At 30.7% G+C, this 15,585-nt stretch carries 15 protein-coding genes, 4 tRNA genes and 1 pseudogene; 6 read left to right on the top strand and 14 right to left on the bottom strand.

Going from position 1 to position 15,585, the window contains the following annotated elements; translation table 11 throughout:
- Positions 1-52: 52 nt before the first annotated feature.
- The 3 genes from C7U55_RS08005 to C7U55_RS07995 all read left to right on the top strand — a co-directional run bounded on the left by C7U55_RS08005 (position 53) and on the right by C7U55_RS07995 (position 292).
- Positions 53-129: transfer RNA gene (locus C7U55_RS08005), tRNA-Met, on the top strand.
- Positions 130-133: 4 nt separating this feature from the next.
- Positions 134-210 (top strand) — tRNA-Asp (locus C7U55_RS08000).
- Positions 211-216: 6 nt separating this feature from the next.
- Positions 217-292: transfer RNA gene (locus C7U55_RS07995), tRNA-Phe, on the top strand.
- 50 nt (positions 293-342) lie between these two features.
- On the opposite strand, the gene C7U55_RS07990 is transcribed toward C7U55_RS07995, so the two are convergent.
- The 4 genes and pseudogenes from C7U55_RS07990 to C7U55_RS07975 form a co-directional block, all read right to left on the bottom strand.
- A complete protein-coding gene (locus C7U55_RS07990) occupies positions 343-1,200 on the bottom strand; it encodes a YitT family protein (protein ID WP_106988113.1) in 858 nt (285 codons plus the stop codon).
- Positions 1,201-1,307: 107 nt separating this feature from the next.
- A pseudogene (locus C7U55_RS07985) lies at positions 1,308-2,516 on the bottom strand (ammonium transporter); the annotation flags it as partial.
- Between the two features lie 21 nt (positions 2,517-2,537).
- Positions 2,538-2,876: a P-II family nitrogen regulator gene (locus tag C7U55_RS07980; protein WP_106988112.1), complete on the bottom strand. Its 339-nt coding sequence runs from the start codon at positions 2,874-2,876 to the stop codon at positions 2,538-2,540.
- A gap of 144 nt (positions 2,877-3,020) precedes the next feature.
- Entirely contained in the window at positions 3,021-3,443 is a 423-nt protein-coding gene (locus C7U55_RS07975; protein WP_106988111.1) for a hypothetical protein, read from the bottom strand.
- A 121-nt stretch (positions 3,444-3,564) separates the two neighbouring features.
- On the opposite strand from C7U55_RS07975, the gene C7U55_RS07970 reads away from it, so the two are divergent.
- Together C7U55_RS07970 and C7U55_RS07965 are read left to right on the top strand one after the other, a co-directional pair.
- On the top strand, positions 3,565-4,227 hold the full coding sequence (locus tag C7U55_RS07970; RefSeq protein ID WP_106988110.1) for a hypothetical protein: 663 nt from the start codon (positions 3,565-3,567) through the stop codon (positions 4,225-4,227).
- Between the two features lie 61 nt (positions 4,228-4,288).
- Entirely contained in the window at positions 4,289-5,524 is a 1,236-nt protein-coding gene (locus tag C7U55_RS07965) for a 6-phosphofructokinase (RefSeq protein WP_106988109.1), read from the top strand.
- Between the two features lie 25 nt (positions 5,525-5,549).
- Here C7U55_RS07965 and C7U55_RS07960 read toward each other — a convergent pair whose 3' ends face one another.
- The 5 genes from C7U55_RS07960 to C7U55_RS07940 form a co-directional block, all read right to left on the bottom strand.
- The gene (locus tag C7U55_RS07960) at positions 5,550-6,410 is read right to left on the bottom strand and encodes a DMT family transporter (protein WP_106988108.1); all 861 of its coding nucleotides are present in this window, start codon (positions 6,408-6,410) and stop codon (positions 5,550-5,552) included.
- Positions 6,411-6,464: 54 nt separating this feature from the next.
- Positions 6,465-6,674 (bottom strand): cold-shock protein, encoded by a 210-nt coding sequence (locus C7U55_RS07955; protein WP_048923475.1) that lies wholly within the window; start codon positions 6,672-6,674, stop codon positions 6,465-6,467.
- Between the two features lie 65 nt (positions 6,675-6,739).
- The gene (locus C7U55_RS07950; protein WP_106988107.1) at positions 6,740-7,411 is read right to left on the bottom strand and encodes a YiiX/YebB-like N1pC/P60 family cysteine hydrolase; all 672 of its coding nucleotides are present in this window, start codon (positions 7,409-7,411) and stop codon (positions 6,740-6,742) included.
- Between the two features lie 8 nt (positions 7,412-7,419).
- Positions 7,420-9,558 (bottom strand): Tex family protein, encoded by a 2,139-nt coding sequence (locus C7U55_RS07945; RefSeq protein WP_106988106.1) that lies wholly within the window; start codon positions 9,556-9,558, stop codon positions 7,420-7,422.
- Positions 9,559-9,568: 10 nt separating this feature from the next.
- A complete protein-coding gene (locus C7U55_RS07940; protein WP_106988105.1) occupies positions 9,569-9,979 on the bottom strand; it encodes an NUDIX hydrolase in 411 nt (136 codons plus the stop codon).
- Positions 9,980-10,080: 101 nt separating this feature from the next.
- On the opposite strand from C7U55_RS07940, the gene pepV reads away from it, so the two are divergent.
- A complete protein-coding gene (gene pepV, locus C7U55_RS07935; protein ID WP_106988104.1) occupies positions 10,081-11,448 on the top strand; it encodes a dipeptidase PepV in 1,368 nt (455 codons plus the stop codon).
- A gap of 69 nt (positions 11,449-11,517) precedes the next feature.
- On the opposite strand, the gene C7U55_RS07930 is transcribed toward pepV, so the two are convergent.
- The 5 genes from C7U55_RS07930 to ftsE form a co-directional block, all read right to left on the bottom strand.
- A tRNA-Leu gene (locus C7U55_RS07930) sits at positions 11,518-11,602 on the bottom strand.
- 47 nt (positions 11,603-11,649) lie between these two features.
- Positions 11,650-12,591, bottom strand: a complete 942-nt coding sequence (gene metA / locus C7U55_RS07925; RefSeq protein WP_106988103.1) for a homoserine O-acetyltransferase MetA — start codon at positions 12,589-12,591, stop codon at positions 11,650-11,652.
- Between the two features lie 14 nt (positions 12,592-12,605).
- Complete coding sequence (locus tag C7U55_RS07920; RefSeq protein WP_106988102.1) at positions 12,606-13,850, bottom strand: deoxyguanosinetriphosphate triphosphohydrolase family protein; 1,245 nt, start codon at positions 13,848-13,850, stop codon at positions 12,606-12,608.
- An 89-nt stretch (positions 13,851-13,939) separates the two neighbouring features.
- A complete protein-coding gene (gene ftsX / locus C7U55_RS07915) occupies positions 13,940-14,851 on the bottom strand; it encodes a permease-like cell division protein FtsX (protein ID WP_106988101.1) in 912 nt (303 codons plus the stop codon).
- On the bottom strand, positions 14,851-15,534 hold the full coding sequence (gene ftsE, locus C7U55_RS07910) for a cell division ATP-binding protein FtsE (RefSeq protein ID WP_106988100.1): 684 nt from the start codon (positions 15,532-15,534) through the stop codon (positions 14,851-14,853). Before ftsE ends, ftsX begins: the two co-directional genes overlap by 1 nt.
- Positions 15,535-15,585: the final 51 nt, after the last annotated feature.

The raw sequence follows: 15,585 nt of genomic DNA, 5'->3' as shown, positions 1-15,585 counted from the left end.
TCCTGCGGGGGTTCGAATCCCTCAATCTCCGCCATTTATTAAAATTTAATATCGCGGGATGGAGCAGTCTGGTAGCTCGTCGGGCTCATAACCCGAAGGTCGTTGGTTCAAATCCTTCTCCCGCAACCAAAATGGTCTGGTAGTTCAGCTGGTTAGAATGCCGCCCTGTCACGGCGGAGGTCGCGGGTTCGAGTCCCGTCCAGACCGCCAAATGATGGTTCCGTAGCTCAGTCGGTAGAGCAGAGGACTGAAAATCCTCGTGTCGGTGGTTCGATTCCGCCCGGAACCACCATTTTTTTATTTAAATTTTGTATTAAAAAACGTTTCTTTCGAAACGTTTTTTTATAATCTTTTTTCAAAGCCACCATGAACCATCGGTCCTTGTGCTAATGTCACAAACGCTTTTGGATCAAGTGATGAAACAATTTTATTTAATTGTTGGATTTCATATTTATTGATAGCCACATAAAGAATTTCTTGTTCTGATTCTGTATAAGCACCTTTACCCATCCAATAGGTAACCCCTCTACCCATTTGTTTCATAATTACTTCTTTTATTTCCTTATTTTTTGTAAATATTAATACCGCCACATTGATATTTTGTAAGTGGAACTTATCTGCTGTTGTATAAAGGATGGCGACAAAGACAATCGAATACATAATAATTTTAATATCATAGATAAATAAACATACCCCAAATAAAACAACATTAAATATTATAGAAAGCTGTCCTGCTTTAAAATCCGGATTTTTCTTAACTATACAAACTGTCGCGATATCAATACCACCACAACAACCACTACTACGAAGTGCTAAACCAACGCCAATTCCACAAATGATAGCTGCAAAGGCAACATTTAATAAAGCATCTTCAACAATAGGTTCTTTAATTACTGGAAGAATAGATAGTAATATCGTTTGAATAATTAATGAAATAATCGTTTTAAAACAAAATTCTTTATTCATGATTTTATAACCAAAGATAAATAATGGAATATTCATTAATAGATTAATCATTCCTAATGTATTCAATGATTTTGGTAAAACCAAAAACTTATGTATAAAATAATCAATTAATTGAGCTAACCCAATCATTCCCCCAAAGTTAATTTGATTTGGTGTCACAAATAACCAAATCCCTAATGTCAATAATGTTGAACCTAAAACTAAATAAAAATACTGTTCTAATCTTTTACTCATATACTCCCCTCACCCATGAAAAGTATAATCTACTTTGTTTATTTCTACAATAAAAAAGAGTCAATTTAATGACTCTTAAAAAATTATTTTTTAATATATTCTGGATAAGCTTCACATCCATGTTCTTCAATATCCAAACCAATGATTTCTTCTCTTTCTGATACACGTAAACCAAAGATCTTTTTAATAATAAAGAAAGTAATTGTAATAGTGATTGCTGTCCAGATACCAACAGATACAATACCTGTTAATTGTTTAATTAATAAATCAAATCCACCACCATAGAATAAACCAGTAAAAGTGCTTTCTGGAGCTGAAGTAGTTGCGAATAAACCAACAGCAATTGTTCCCCAAATACCATTGCAACAATGTACAGCAACAGCACCTACTGGATCATCAATGTGTAATTTATAATCTAAAAACCAAACTCCAAAACAAACAAGTAATCCTGCAACAGTACCAATAATAATTGATCCTAAAACATCTGTTACATCACATCCAGCAGTAATAGCAACTAACCCTGCAAGAGATGCATTTAAACACATACCCACATCAGGTTTACCATATTTGATCCAAGTAAAAATTAAACAAGAAACAGTTGCAATTGCTGGAGCTACTGTTGTTGTTACGAAAATAGAACCAAGTTGTGCTACAGTTGTAGCCGCTGCCCCGTTGAATCCATACCAACCAAGCCAAAGAATAAAGACACCTAAAGCCCCTGCTGTAATGTTATGTCCTGGAATTGCATTAACTTTAATCACTTTTCCATTTTTATCTGTATCAAATTTACCAATACGTGGTCCTAAGATTTTAGCACCAATTAATGCGGAGATACCACCAACCATATGGATTGCACATGATCCTGCAAAATCATGGAAACCAAGTTGTGATAACCATCCACCACCCCAAATCCAATGCGCTTCAATTGGATAAATAAGGGCGGAAATAACGCCTGAATAAACACAATAAGATAAGAATTTTGTTCTTTCTGCCATTGCCCCTGAAACAATAGTGGCTGTTGTTGCACAGAACACTAAGTTAAAGACAAAGTTTGAAAAATCAAAATTTGCATAATTTGTAAATATATCAAATCCTGGTTTACCAATAAAACCAAGTAAATCTTCTCCTAACAATAAACTAAAACCAATTAAGATAAAAGTACATGTTCCTATACAAAAATCCATCAAGTTTTTCATAATGATGTTTCCTGTATTTTTTGATCTTGTAAATCCAGCTTCTACCATGGCGAATCCAGCTTGCATCCAGAACACTAATGCTGCACCAATTAGAAACCATACACTAAATGTCTCACTCATAATAAAATCCCCCTCAATTTTTTATAATGCGTTTTCTCCTGTTTCTCCTGTACGAATACGAATTGCTTCTTCGACTGGATAAACAAAGATTTTTCCATCTCCTACGTTTCCACTTGATAAAGTTTTTGTTACTTTATCAATAATCTCTTGAACTATTTCATCTTTAACAACTGTTTCAACCCTTAACTTTGAAACAAGATTAACAGAATATGTGACACCTCGATATTGATGTGTATAACCCATTTGATTTCCAAACCCCATAATATTGGAAATCATCATCCCTGTTACCCCAGAAACTGTTAAAATATCTTTTAAATCTTCTAACTTTTCTGGTCTAATAATGATTTCAAGTTTTTTCATAAGTTTTCCCCCTTTTTAATTGATTTCCATTCCCTTTTAGAAATCTTGATAAGAATATATCATAGTGATAAATTATAGTCAATATAATTTTATTAATTTAATATTTTTTTATTACAGTAAGAAAATAAAAAAGGAGCCTCGCTCCTAATAATAATTTCGTATAACATTTACCATATCTTCTATATAAAGCCTAGCATTATCAATAATAAGAGGATTAATTTCTTTTCTTTGATCAAAAGACATCTTAAAGGTATATTGTTCCCTCATCAATGGAAGTTGTTGATCCTGGCAGAGTTTTATAATCTTCATAAGCTGTTTATTATTGATATAAAAACAATTGATTAAAGCAACATTTTTTATCTTTTGACGATTAAGTGATTGAATAAAATTTAAAAGTTCTTTATCTTCAAACAACGTATCATCAAAACCAATCACTAATAAATCAACACACTCATTTTCATGATAATCTTTCAAATCATGCACATAAGTTTTTACCCAGCGTGCCATTTCATCAGCAACACATTTTATATATTTAGATTTTGTTGTACAAACAATATCAATTTTCATTTTTACCACCATTTTTATTTTATAATAGAAATATGAACTAAAAATGTATTTAAATACTCTATTTCTGTTAATAATTATAACAAATCTATTTTTAAATAATAAGACTTACTTGGAGGTTTCTATGCATAAATTTACAAAAATACTTATTCTTTGCTTCCTTTCTTTCTTTTTAACAGGGTGTGTTGAATGTACTCTTTTGTTAGATTATTCAAAAACAACTTCACCTAAACTTGAAACCGAATTTTGTATTGAAGAAGATACTCTTAAAAAATACAATATGAACATTAAAGAAATAAAAAAACAAATTACTTCCTACGATCTTTTTAAACAATGGGAAATTCATGATCTTAATAAAACTCAAAAAAATCAAAAATATGTTGGTTTCCAACTCATTGCTCCTAGTTCTTTTACTAAAGAAATCACCACCTTAAAAAAGAAAAAAAATCAATATGATTTAACTATTTCAATTGATTCCTCTCTTTTAGATATCAGTGAACTCAATCATTATAAAAGCACTTTAAAGCTCCTTGATTCAAGTGATGCTCTTTGTCAAATGAAAGTCATTATGCCAGGAACCATCACTTACAGCAATTACGGAAAATATTTAAATAACACGCTTACTATTAATCTCTTTGATGTTTTTATCAATCAAGTTGATTTATCTTTTCATGTTATTTCTAAAAAGAATCATCAACAACTTTATCTTTACTTTATTACCCTTTTCCTTTTAGGATGTTTAATCATTTATCTTATCTTCTTTAAAATTCGACAAAAAAAGAGCTAGCTCTTTTTTTTAATGTTTTTAAATGTTAAAATAGATTCGTTAAAAGGAGATAAAGAAGAATATGAAAAGAAACTGTATTATTGGACAATCTGGAGGACCCACAATCGCAATTAATGCTAGTCTTGCTGGGATTATTCATCGTGCTAAATCATCCGAAGAATTTGACAATGTTTATGGGATGATTAACGGTATCAAAGGTCTATTAGAAGGAAGATATATGGACTTATTAGAAGAATTTGATGATGGTGATAAAATCAACGCTTTAAAACAAACACCTGCCATGTATTTAGGTTCTTGTCGTTATAAACTTCCTACTTTTCAAGATGATGAAGATACTTATGTTAAATTATTTAAAATCTTAAAAGAATTAGAAATTACTGACTTTTTCTATATTGGTGGTAATGATTCTATGGATACTGTTATGAAATTAGATGATTACGCTAAATATATTAATAGCGATATTCATTTCATCGGTATTCCTAAAACAATTGATAATGATTTAATGGGAACAGATCATACACCTGGATTTGGTTCTGCTGCTAAATATGTTGCTGCTTCTATTTTAGAAGTTGTACATGATAGTTTAATTTATCAATTACAATCCGTTACAATTATTGAAATCATGGGAAGAAATGCTGGTTGGCTAACAGCGGCTGCAGCTTTAGCGAGAAACGAATATAACGTTGCCCCTGATTTAATTTATTTACCTGAAGTTGTTTTCAATAAAGATAAATTTTTAGCGGATATCCATGAAGTTATGAAAAGAAAACGCTGTGTTGTTATTGCGGTATCTGAAGGTATTCGTGATGAAAACGGACACTTCCTTGATGATGATAGTAAATACGCCAAAAAAGATGCTTTTGGACACGTCCTTCATTCAGGAACAGGTAAATTACTTGAATCTTTAGTCTTTAAAGAATTTGGATGTAAAGTAAGAAGTATTGAATTAAATGTTTTACAAAGATGTGCTATGCATATTGGAAGTAAAACCGATTTAAATGAATCATTTGTCATTGGCTCTAAAGCTATTGATAAAGCTCTAGAAAATATTTCTGGGCATGTAATGGGATTTAAACGTTTATCAAACCATCCATATGAAATTGATTACATTTCTACCGATGTAAGAGAAGTTGCCAATTATGAACAAAAAATTCCTGTAGAATGGATCAATAAAGAAGGAAATGATATTACTCAAGAACTTTATGATTACCTCTATCCTCTTATTCAAGGAGAAGTGCATGTGACTTATAAAGATGGTATTCCTTCTTATTACAGTTGTAAACATTTAGAAAAATAGAAAAAATGTCCAGCACGGACATTTTTTAATTTTGTATCTTTTTTTGTCTTTGAAAATTCCAAAAAGCAACTCCAATAATAATGACATATCCTACCAAGCTATAAACATCTGGAACTTGCTTTAAGAAAACAAATCCTAAAACAGCTGCAAAGAGAACCTGTGTATAATCATAAACCGATATTTCTTTAGCCGGGGCATACGTATAGGCACTAGTTATAGAAAATTGTCCACCCGCTGCCATAAGTCCTGCCATTAATAAATAAAAAACTTGTTGCATAGACATTGGTTGATAATTAAAAAACAAATAAGGCACAACCGATAAACATGAAAAGCAAGAAAAGAAAAAGACAATTTTAGCACCTACAACACCTTGTTTTCCCAGTTGTCTAACACATGTATAAGCAATTCCTGCCGTCATCGCTCCCATGACTCCAATAAAAGAGTTCATATTACTTACAAAGTTGATGGATGGCTTAATCACAAATAAACTTCCAATAAAAGCAATCACAATTGTCAATTTTTGAATAAAATTGGCTTTTTCCTTTAAAAACAAGGAAGAAAAAATAATCACAAAGAAAGGTGAAAGTTTGTTAAGCATCGAAGCATCTGAAACAAGTAGATGGTCGACCGCATAGAAATTACATAAAATTCCTATTGTTCCAAAAACAGAGCGCAACAGCAACATTGGAAGATCTTTCTTTTGGTAAGATATTTCTTCTTTATTTTTCAATAGAATGATAAGTGCAAATAAAGCTGCAATTAAATTACGAAAAAAGCTTTTTTGAATAGAAGGCAAGTTTCCTGCAAGTTTTACACAAACATTCATACTTGCAAAGAAAAAAGCCGCACAAAGGATACAAAACATTCCTTTTTTTGTATTGTTCATAAAATCACCAAAGCTATTATACCAAAAAAAACAAAAAGAAAAAGGACTAAGTCCTTATTCTGTAATTTTAACAACTTGGTGTGCTTGAAGACCACGATCACCTTCAACTAGTTCAAATTCTACTTTTTGTCCTGGATCAACAGTTTTGAATCCTTCTTGAACGATTTGAGAATAATGGAAGAAAATGTCACGATCTTCTCCTTCCATATTAATAAATCCGAATCCTTTATCTTTGTTAAAATTCTTTACAATACCAATAGCCATGAAAATTTCTCCTTCTTTTTTATATCTACTTATTATTTTACATCAACTTACTTATCTAGACAACATTATTGTTCTAAAATTAATACTTTTTTAATCATTTTTTGTCTTTTTAAGTCTGTGATTAAATCTGTTGGAGAAATAATTGTATATTGAAAAAGCTTTGTATTCTGCGAAAATTCAATATTCATTTTTTTTAAACTCCAAACAACAAGTTCACTACAATAAAGCTTTTGATCATTTGTTGAATCCATTTCATAATCATAAGGTGTATGCAAATAACTTAATGCATTTTCAATAAATTGGTTAATAAATTCTTTTTCTTTTACAAAACGATAACACACCATCGATTTAAGATAAGATTCATCTTTAAGATTGGCCATTTGTTTAAAATAGCGTAATTGCACACCACCAACATTGGCATCTAAAACTACGACTTCATCTTTATCTAAATACATTTCCATTATTTTTTGATAATAGCGACTTTCTTTCGAAATCATTTTTTGAACTTGAGCTTCTGTTCCTAAATAAATAAGGGTATGTTTCCATCTTCCTGGTATTGCAAGATTTGAAATATAATGACTGTTTTCAATATTAATAAGATCTCCTGTTTGAAATTCTTTAAAGTACTTTTCAATTTCCTGATAAGTAAAATTATCTTCACTAGTAGAAACCTGTGTTTCTTGTCTTTGACACCCTGTTAATAATAAACATAAAATAACTGTAATGATTCTTGCCACTCCATCACCTAGATCATACTTAAACTTACTCTATTTTTCTTTAAGTCAACATCGATGACATTAACTTCTACAATATCTCCAATACTTAAAACATCTAATGGATGTTTAATTCTTTGTTTTGACATTTTAGAAATATGCACTAAACCATCATTCTTTAAACCAATATCAATAAACGCTCCAAAATCAACAACATTTCTTACCGTTCCTTCTAAAACCATTCCTGGTTTTAGATCTTCAATATGAAGAATATCTTTTTTTAATAATGGTGTTTGATATTGATCGCGAATTGAACGATTTGGTTTAATAAGACAATCAATAATATCATCTAATGTATATTGGTCTATTTTTAATGTTTCTATAACTTCTTTTTTATTAATTTTTAATATTTTTTCTTTTAAAGCATCTGTTCCTAAATCATTAAGCGATAAATGGCATGATTGAAGCAAAGCAAGTGCTTGTTGATAGTTTTCAGGATGGATGGCTGTGGCATCAAGAGGTTGATTACCATCTAAAATACGTAAAAAACCAATAGCTTGTGTATATGTTTTTTCACCTAGTTTTTTAACTTTTTTAATTTCTTGACGATTATTAAACTTACCAAATTCATTACGATATAAAACAATTTGTTGAGCTACACCTGCATTTAAACCTGATACATACTTTAAAAGCGATTTTGAAGCTGTATTAATATCAACTCCAACATTATTGACTGTTTTTTCTACTACGAAATCAAGTTGTTCTTCTAAATCTTTTTCAGGAATATCATGTTGATATTGACCCACTGAAATTGCTTTTGGCTCAATTTTAACAAGTTCTGCTAAAGGATCTTGTAAACGTCTAGCAATGGAAACTGCTGATCTTTCTTCAACGTGATAATCTGGAAATTCTTCTTTAGCGATTTGACTTGCTGAATAAACTGAAGCTCCTGCTTCAGAAATAATCGCAAATTCAACATTTAAATGATGTTCTTGAATCAATTTAGCGATAAATGCTTCTGATTCTCTTGAAGCTGTTCCATTACCAATGGCAATGATTTCAATATGATATTTTTGAATAATATCTAATAAAATCTTAATATCTTTATCATAATTATCTTTAGGTAAAGTAATAAAGACTTTATCTATATGCAAGACTTTTCCTGTTTGATCAACGACTGCAAGTTTACATCCTGTACGATAAGCGGGATCAACACCTAAAACCATTTTATTTTTTAAAGGTGCTTGTAATAAAAGATTTTCTAAGTTGACCGAGAAAACTTTTAAAGCTTGTTCATTCGCTTTTTCTGTGAGTTCTTTTCTTATTTCTCTTTCAATAGAAGGGAAAAGTAATCTTTGATAACTATCTTCTACTGCTTTTTGAATATAAGGCAACATAGCTGTTTCTTTATTTTTAGTAACACCACGTACAATATATTGAAGATAATAGTCTTTATCTCCTTCAATACTAACTGTGATGACTTTTTCTTTTTCAGCACGATTGATAGCAAGGATACGATGAGATACTAAAGTTTTAACTTTTTCATGATAATCATAATACATTTCATAAACTTTATTTTCATCTTCATGTTTTTTCTTTTCTTTTGTTGTTAAAATACCACCTTTATAAAGCATATCTTTTAAGAATTTGCGATATTTGATGTTATCCGCAATATCTTCAGCAATAATATCTAAAGCGCCTTGAATAGCTTCTTCTTCACTTGTAACATCCTCATTTAAATACTTTTTAGATTCTACTAAAAGATCACCTGTTTTATAAGAAAGAATCCATTTTGATAAAGGTTCTAATCCTTTTGCCTTAGCAGCTGTCGCTTTTGTTTTTCTTTTTTCTTTATAAGGACGATAAAGATCTTCTACTTCACTTAATTGTGTTGCTTTTAAAATATCTTGTTTTAATTGTACATTAAGCATTCCTTTTTCTTCAATTAAACGAATAACATCTTCTTTTCTTTTTAAAAGATTTACTTGATATTGATAATATTTATCAATTGTACGTATTTGATCTTCATCAAGGGCTCCTGTTTTTTCCTTGCGATAACGCGCAATAAAAGGAACGGTATTGCCTTCTTCTAAAAGAGATAATACCGCTTCTATTTGATGTACACCGACATTTAATTCTTGACTAATTGTTTTAATAATTTCTTGATTCATACTAACCTCTTTAAATATTTTTAAATTCCTTTAATGTATTAACGATATCTTGATAGATTTCATCACATAAATACTCTTTTAATTCATCTATTGGACACCACTTATAATCCGTATGTTCAAAAGAAATCGTTACTTGATCATCATGACTATATGCTAAATAACCAATTCCTACAGTCTGATAATCTTCCCTAATTTTAGTAAATGTATACGCTGGTTTAACCACATCGATTAATAAACCCGTTTCTTCCTTAAGTTCTCTTTTTAAAGCGTCGTTTGGTGTTTCCCCATATTCCAAACCACCACCAGGAAGTTCCCAATAACCGAGTCCATCTGTTGAAGGTCTTACCCTTTTCATCAATAAAACTTTTTGATGATAAATGACAATTCCCTTAACAGTAATGTGAAATCTTATATTTTCCATAAACATTCCTCCCTATACTGTTTCTATCATAACATTATTTTATCAAAATTGTTTAAAAATTATTACGAAAAATGTATAATATTATTCGAGGTGATTTTAAAATGATTAACTTTAAAGAAGAAGTTGAAAAAAGAAAGGATCAGCTAATTCAAGATATCGAAACGTTATGCGCTATCCCTTCTGTTTACGATGAAAAAACAGCAGGTGAAAACCAACCCTATGGTAAAGCTTGCCGTAATGCTCTTGATGCCATGTTAGAAATTGGAAAACGCGATGGTTTTGTTACTTATGATGAACATGGCTATGCAGGACATATCGATATCGGTGATCAAGAAGAAAGTTTTGGAATTCTAGGACATTTAGACGTTGTTCCTGTTAATGAAGTTGGATGGAACAGTGATCCATTTAAAGTAGTCCAAGTCAATGATAAACTTTATGGTCGTGGTGTAGCCGATGATAAAGGACCGCTTCTTGCTGGGTACTATGCTGCAAAAATCATTCATGATTTAAACTTACCGGTTAAAAAGAAAATTCGTGTCATCTTTGGTTGTGATGAAGAGCGTGGTTCTTCGTGCGTTGCCCATTACTTCCAAAATAATCCATTCCCATCAATGGGATTTACCCCAGATGCTGAATTTCCTGTTGTTTATGGAGAAAAAGGAATTGTTCGTTTTGACATTAAAGGTGATGTTAAAAAGGATGGTCTAGTCGCAATGGTCGCTGGAGATCGTGTAAATATCGTTCCAGAAAAATGTGAAGCAATCATTGAAGGGAATCATAAACAATATGAAGCTTCTTTTAAAGAATTTTTAGAAAAGAATCATGTAACAGGTGTTATTGAAGAAGAAGGAAATTGTACTAAGCTTATCTTAAAAGGAAAAAGTGCACATGCTTCTTTACCAGAAGAAGGTATTAATGCAGTAAGCTTACTTGCAACTTACTTAGATAGTATCATTAATAATAAACTTGTTCACTTTATAGCAACTTACTTAAATGATTATGATGGAAAAGGTTTACAAATCAATCATGAAGGACTTATGGGTAAATTAACAATGAACTTAGGTGTTGTTCGTTATGTCAAAGAAAAAGCTGAAATTGAATTGGATTTACGTTGCCCTCATGAAATTGATTTAAAGAAAATGGCTGATGATGTTGAAGAATTATGTCATTCTTATGGTTTAACTTTAGAAAGTGATATTCACGAACCTTTATATGTTGACCCAAACAGTGAACTTATTCAAAAACTTCACAAAGCTTATGTAGAAGTTTCAGGAGATACAACAAGTGCTCCTCAAGCTATTGGTGGCGGAACTTACGCTAAATCAATGCCAAATTGTGTTGCCTTTGGGTGTGAATTTAAAGGTGAAGATAATGCCATTCATGGTAATAATGAAAATATTAAAGTTGATTCTTTATTAAAATCAACAGAAATCTTTGCAAAAGCAATATATGATTTAATTAAAGAATAAAACAAAAGACGCTTCGGCGCCTTTTTTAGTAAATAAAAAAACTTATCAGACGATAAGTTAATGACTAATTGGTGCGGCCGACCGGACTTGAACCGGCACGGCATAAGCCATAGGTCCCTCAAACCTACGTGTATACCAATTTCACCACGGCCGCAACTACATATTATAATTTACCATATTTTTTAGATAAAAACAAGACGCCTATTGTGGCGTCTTCATTTTTTCAAGATCATCTAAGTTATATGGTGTACTTTGATATACATAATAGTTAAGCCAATTTGAAAATAACAAATAAGCATGACTACGCCATTTTACCAATATTTCACCATTTACATCATTATTTTTATAATAATTTTTAGGCATGACACATTCATCCCCTTTAACAAGATCACGATGATATTCTTTATCTAAAGTATCTGGATCATATTCCGGATGTCCTGTCACAAAAAATCTCGAACCATCTTTTTCAGCAACTAAGTAAACCCCTGCATCTTTAGAAGTTGCGAGAATATCTAAAGAATTAATCTTTTCAATATCTTCTTGTCTAACGGCTGTATGTCTTGAATGCGGTGCGTAGAATTGAAAATCAAAGCCTCTTAAAATCTTTCTTTTCATCTTCTTTTCATTGGTATGATGTTGATAAACACCTGTTAACTTTTCTTCAAGTTCATATTTTTCGACACCATGATAATAATAAAGTGCTGCTTGAGAAGCCCAACAAATAAAAAATGATGAAAAGACATGTGTATTGGCCCAATCAAAAATCTTTGTAAGTTCATCCCAATAATCAACATCTTCAAATTTCATTTTTTCTACAGGGGCTCCTGTAACAATCAAACCATCATATTTATTATCTTTAATTTCATTAAATGTTTTATAGAATTCCATTAAATGTTCTTGTGGTGTATTTTTAGAATTATGACTTTCCATACATAACCAATCCACTTCTATTTGTAAAGGTGTATTAGATAAAAGTCTTAATAATTGTGTTTCTGTCACAATTTTAGTAGGCATGATATTAACAATAATTAATTTTAAAGGTCTAATTCTTTGTGAAAGTGCTCTTGTTTCATCCATTACGAAGATATTTTCTTCTTTTAATATCTTAGATGCTGGTAAATCATTTGGTATTTTAATTGGCATTTTAACTTCTCCTTTTATGAAAATGAAATAAATTCATTAAATATTTTTAATATGTAAGCATCTGACATACCTGAAAGGTAATCAATAATACTTTTGACCATCGCTTTTGAATCATTATCAAAATCATAGATGATATGATTTTGATAATGGGTATTTCTTTTAAAATCCCTCATTTGACTATATTTTTCTAACCAATGAATATATCCTTGAATCGTTATTGGATATTTCTTTTGGTCCTTTTTCAATGCTTCAATAACATTTGTTTGATGTTCTTTCGCAATGGTTTCATATTTATACAAGAATTGAAAAATAGAATTTAAAATCAATTGAACATAATTGGTATGGACTTCAATACGATCAATTAAATAAATATTTTTATAATTAAATGACATCATTTTCTTCATGACTTCAAAAGCTTCATCTGATAAACAAATTCCTTTCTCTAATGAAGAATTTTGACAAACATCTAAAATAAAATAATTAACAATCGTTCCATTATTTATTGCATCAAAATGATAACTAGAAATCATATTGATTTCTTTTTTTAATTGTTCAACTTGTTTTTCATCAATAATATTTAATCTTAATGCATCTTCAATATCACGTGCAAGATAAGCAATCTTATCCGACATTTTAACAACACACCCTTCCCATGTGTAAGGATTGTATTGTCCTGGATATTGATAATCTTTTAAATCAATATATTCATTTCTTTTTTGAATAGACTTTTGATTCATTTCACCACAATGGGAAATGATACCATCTCTTATGGCATATGTTAAATTTAAATTACGTCGAATGTGGTGATTATCTTCAAGCGTATCAATTTCATCAACAAAATAAAGGCTATTTTTTTCATGCCAAAAAGCGGGTAAATCATTTTCTTTACAAAGTGTATTAATGATTTTTTCTCCACCATGGCCAAAAGGTGCATGTCCTAAATCATGCCCTACTGCAATGGAGCGTGTAAGTTCTGTATTAAGTCCTAAATAATTCGCAATGGTATAACTGACAGAATCAACAAGATTAACATGTTCACTTCTTGTACACACATGATCATCTTCTACCGCAAAAAAGACTTGTGTTTTATGTTTCAAACGTCGATACGCTAAAGAAAAAATAATTCGATTATAATCTCTTGAAAAAGGGCTTCTTAAATCATTTTCTCTTTGATAAAGCGGTTCTTTTCTTTGGATTGCTTTTTCATATTGAGGATGATTTTCAGTCATCGCTTCCTTTAAAAAACTATTTTTTGCCATGGTATCGCCTCCTTTGTCGACAATTCTCTTACTATTATATAGAAAACCTAAAAAAAGATAAAGAAAAAAGATTATCCTACGATAATCTTTTAGAATTTCAAGAATCTTCTAATTGAAACAAAACTTCCAATTAAACCTACACCAGCACCTAAGCCCGCTAAAATAAATGAGAAATCACGGATAAATGGCATTGGCGCTTTTAATACAAGCATTGATGACATTAAAGAACCACCTGTATAATTATAAAGAGCCCCATATCCATAAACCAATACGAAAATAGGAATAATCGCACCAAATAAACCAATAAGCATACCTTCTAACATAAATGGAATACGAATATACCAGTTACTTGCTCCAACCATACGCATGATTGAAATTTCTGTAGAACGTGCTGTAATAGTAATCTTGATTGTATTTGAAATCATAAATAAAGCAACAATCACAAGTCCTACAATAAAGACTGTTCCACTTGTTTGAATTGTATTTAAGGTAGAAACCATTGATTGTGTAGAATCACCACCATAGTTTACTGAATTGACATTAGGAATATCTTTGATTTTTTTCGCAAGTGAAGCGAGTTTTGTTGGGTCTTTAGCTTCAACCTCATAAGCTGCTCCTAATGGGTTATCATCACGATAAGATTCAAATAATTCTTTTCCATCTTCCCCTTGTTTATCTATTAATTTTGATAACTCTTCATCTTTTGAAAAATATGTAGCTGAGGCAACTCCTTTTAATTGTTTAATTTGTTTGCCAACTTCATTTTCTGCATTTTCATCAATAGAACGTTCAAGTTTAACATAAATACGAACACCTTCTTCGATGTTTGCTGAAATATCTTGAACATTTAACGCTAAAACACTAATAACCCCAATAAGTAATAACGTAATCGTTACAGCAAAAATAGATGAAAAAGTCATTGCTCCATTACGCCATAAGTTTACTAAAGATGTTTTAAAATGTTTGGGTAAATTTTTAATACAACTTATTAATTCTTTCATTATAAATCATAACCTCCTAGAGATGTATCTGCATTAATGCAACCATCTTCCATTAAAATTGTACGTCTTTTATGTTCTTGTACAATTTTTTGGTCATGGGTAACAACCAAGACAGTTGTTCCTTGTTCTTCATTAATACGTAATAAAACATTGATAATTTCTTTAGATGTTTCAGGATCCAGGTTTCCTGTTGGTTCATCTGCAATCAATACTTTTGGACGGTTAACAATTGCTCTAGCAATTGCCACTCTTTGTTGTTGTCCACCTGAAAGTTCATGAGGGAAAGCATTAACTTTATCCTCCAAACCAACTAGCTCTAAAGTAGCACGTACACGTCTTCTAATTTCTGCACGTGGTGTATCAATAACTTCTAGAGCATAAGCCACATTTTCAAAAACTGTTTTTTTAGGTAATAATCTAAAGTTTTGAAATACAACTCCAATATTTCTTCTAAAATAAGGAACTTTGCTGTTTCTAATTTTAGAAACATCTTGACCAACAACTTCAACTTTACCTGAAGTTGCTTTTTCTTCACGATAAAGTAATTTAATAAACGTTGATTTACCAGCACCAGTTGTACCGATGACATATACAAATTCACCGGGCTCAATAGTAAGATTTACATCATTTAATGCTCTTACACCGGTTTTATAGATTTTCGTAACATTTGTAAGTTTTATCATTTTTATTCAACTCCCTTAGATATTATAACACAATTTGTAGAATTTGTTTGT

The sequence above is a fragment of the Faecalibacillus faecis genome (genome assembly GCF_003024675.1).
GTDB classification, from domain to species: domain Bacteria; phylum Bacillota_I; class Bacilli_A; order Erysipelotrichales; family Coprobacillaceae; genus Faecalibacillus; species Faecalibacillus faecis.
The sequence above is the reverse complement of the archived record's forward strand: the minus strand, read 5'-3'. Positions and strand labels throughout refer to the sequence as shown.

What these genes read in the sequence shown, in the direction of transcription:
- C7U55_RS07990 (WP_106988113.1), bottom strand. Translation starts at nt 1,200, where the DNA reads ATGAGTAAAAGATTAGAACAGTATTTTTATTTAGTTTTAGGTTCAACA.
- C7U55_RS07980 (WP_106988112.1), bottom strand. Translation starts at nt 2,876, where the DNA reads ATGAAAAAACTTGAAATCATTATTAGACCAGAAAAGTTAGAAGATTTA.
- C7U55_RS07975 (WP_106988111.1), bottom strand. Translation starts at nt 3,443, where the DNA reads ATGAAAATTGATATTGTTTGTACAACAAAATCTAAATATATAAAATGT.
- C7U55_RS07970 (WP_106988110.1), top strand. Translation starts at nt 3,565, where the DNA reads ATGCATAAATTTACAAAAATACTTATTCTTTGCTTCCTTTCTTTCTTT.
- C7U55_RS07965 (WP_106988109.1), top strand. Translation starts at nt 4,289, where the DNA reads ATGAAAAGAAACTGTATTATTGGACAATCTGGAGGACCCACAATCGCA.
- C7U55_RS07960 (WP_106988108.1), bottom strand. Translation starts at nt 6,410, where the DNA reads ATGAACAATACAAAAAAAGGAATGTTTTGTATCCTTTGTGCGGCTTTT.
- C7U55_RS07955 (WP_048923475.1), bottom strand. Translation starts at nt 6,674, where the DNA reads ATGGCTATTGGTATTGTAAAGAATTTTAACAAAGATAAAGGATTCGGA.
- C7U55_RS07945 (WP_106988106.1), bottom strand. Translation starts at nt 9,558, where the DNA reads ATGAATCAAGAAATTATTAAAACAATTAGTCAAGAATTAAATGTCGGT.
- C7U55_RS07940 (WP_106988105.1), bottom strand. Translation starts at nt 9,979, where the DNA reads ATGGAAAATATAAGATTTCACATTACTGTTAAGGGAATTGTCATTTAT.
- pepV (WP_106988104.1), top strand. Translation starts at nt 10,081, where the DNA reads ATGATTAACTTTAAAGAAGAAGTTGAAAAAAGAAAGGATCAGCTAATT.
- metA (WP_106988103.1), bottom strand. Translation starts at nt 12,591, where the DNA reads ATGCCAATTAAAATACCAAATGATTTACCAGCATCTAAGATATTAAAA.
- C7U55_RS07920 (WP_106988102.1), bottom strand. Translation starts at nt 13,850, where the DNA reads ATGGCAAAAAATAGTTTTTTAAAGGAAGCGATGACTGAAAATCATCCT.
- ftsX (WP_106988101.1), bottom strand. Translation starts at nt 14,851, where the DNA reads ATGAAAGAATTAATAAGTTGTATTAAAAATTTACCCAAACATTTTAAA.
- ftsE (WP_106988100.1), bottom strand. Translation starts at nt 15,534, where the DNA reads ATGATAAAACTTACAAATGTTACGAAAATCTATAAAACCGGTGTAAGA.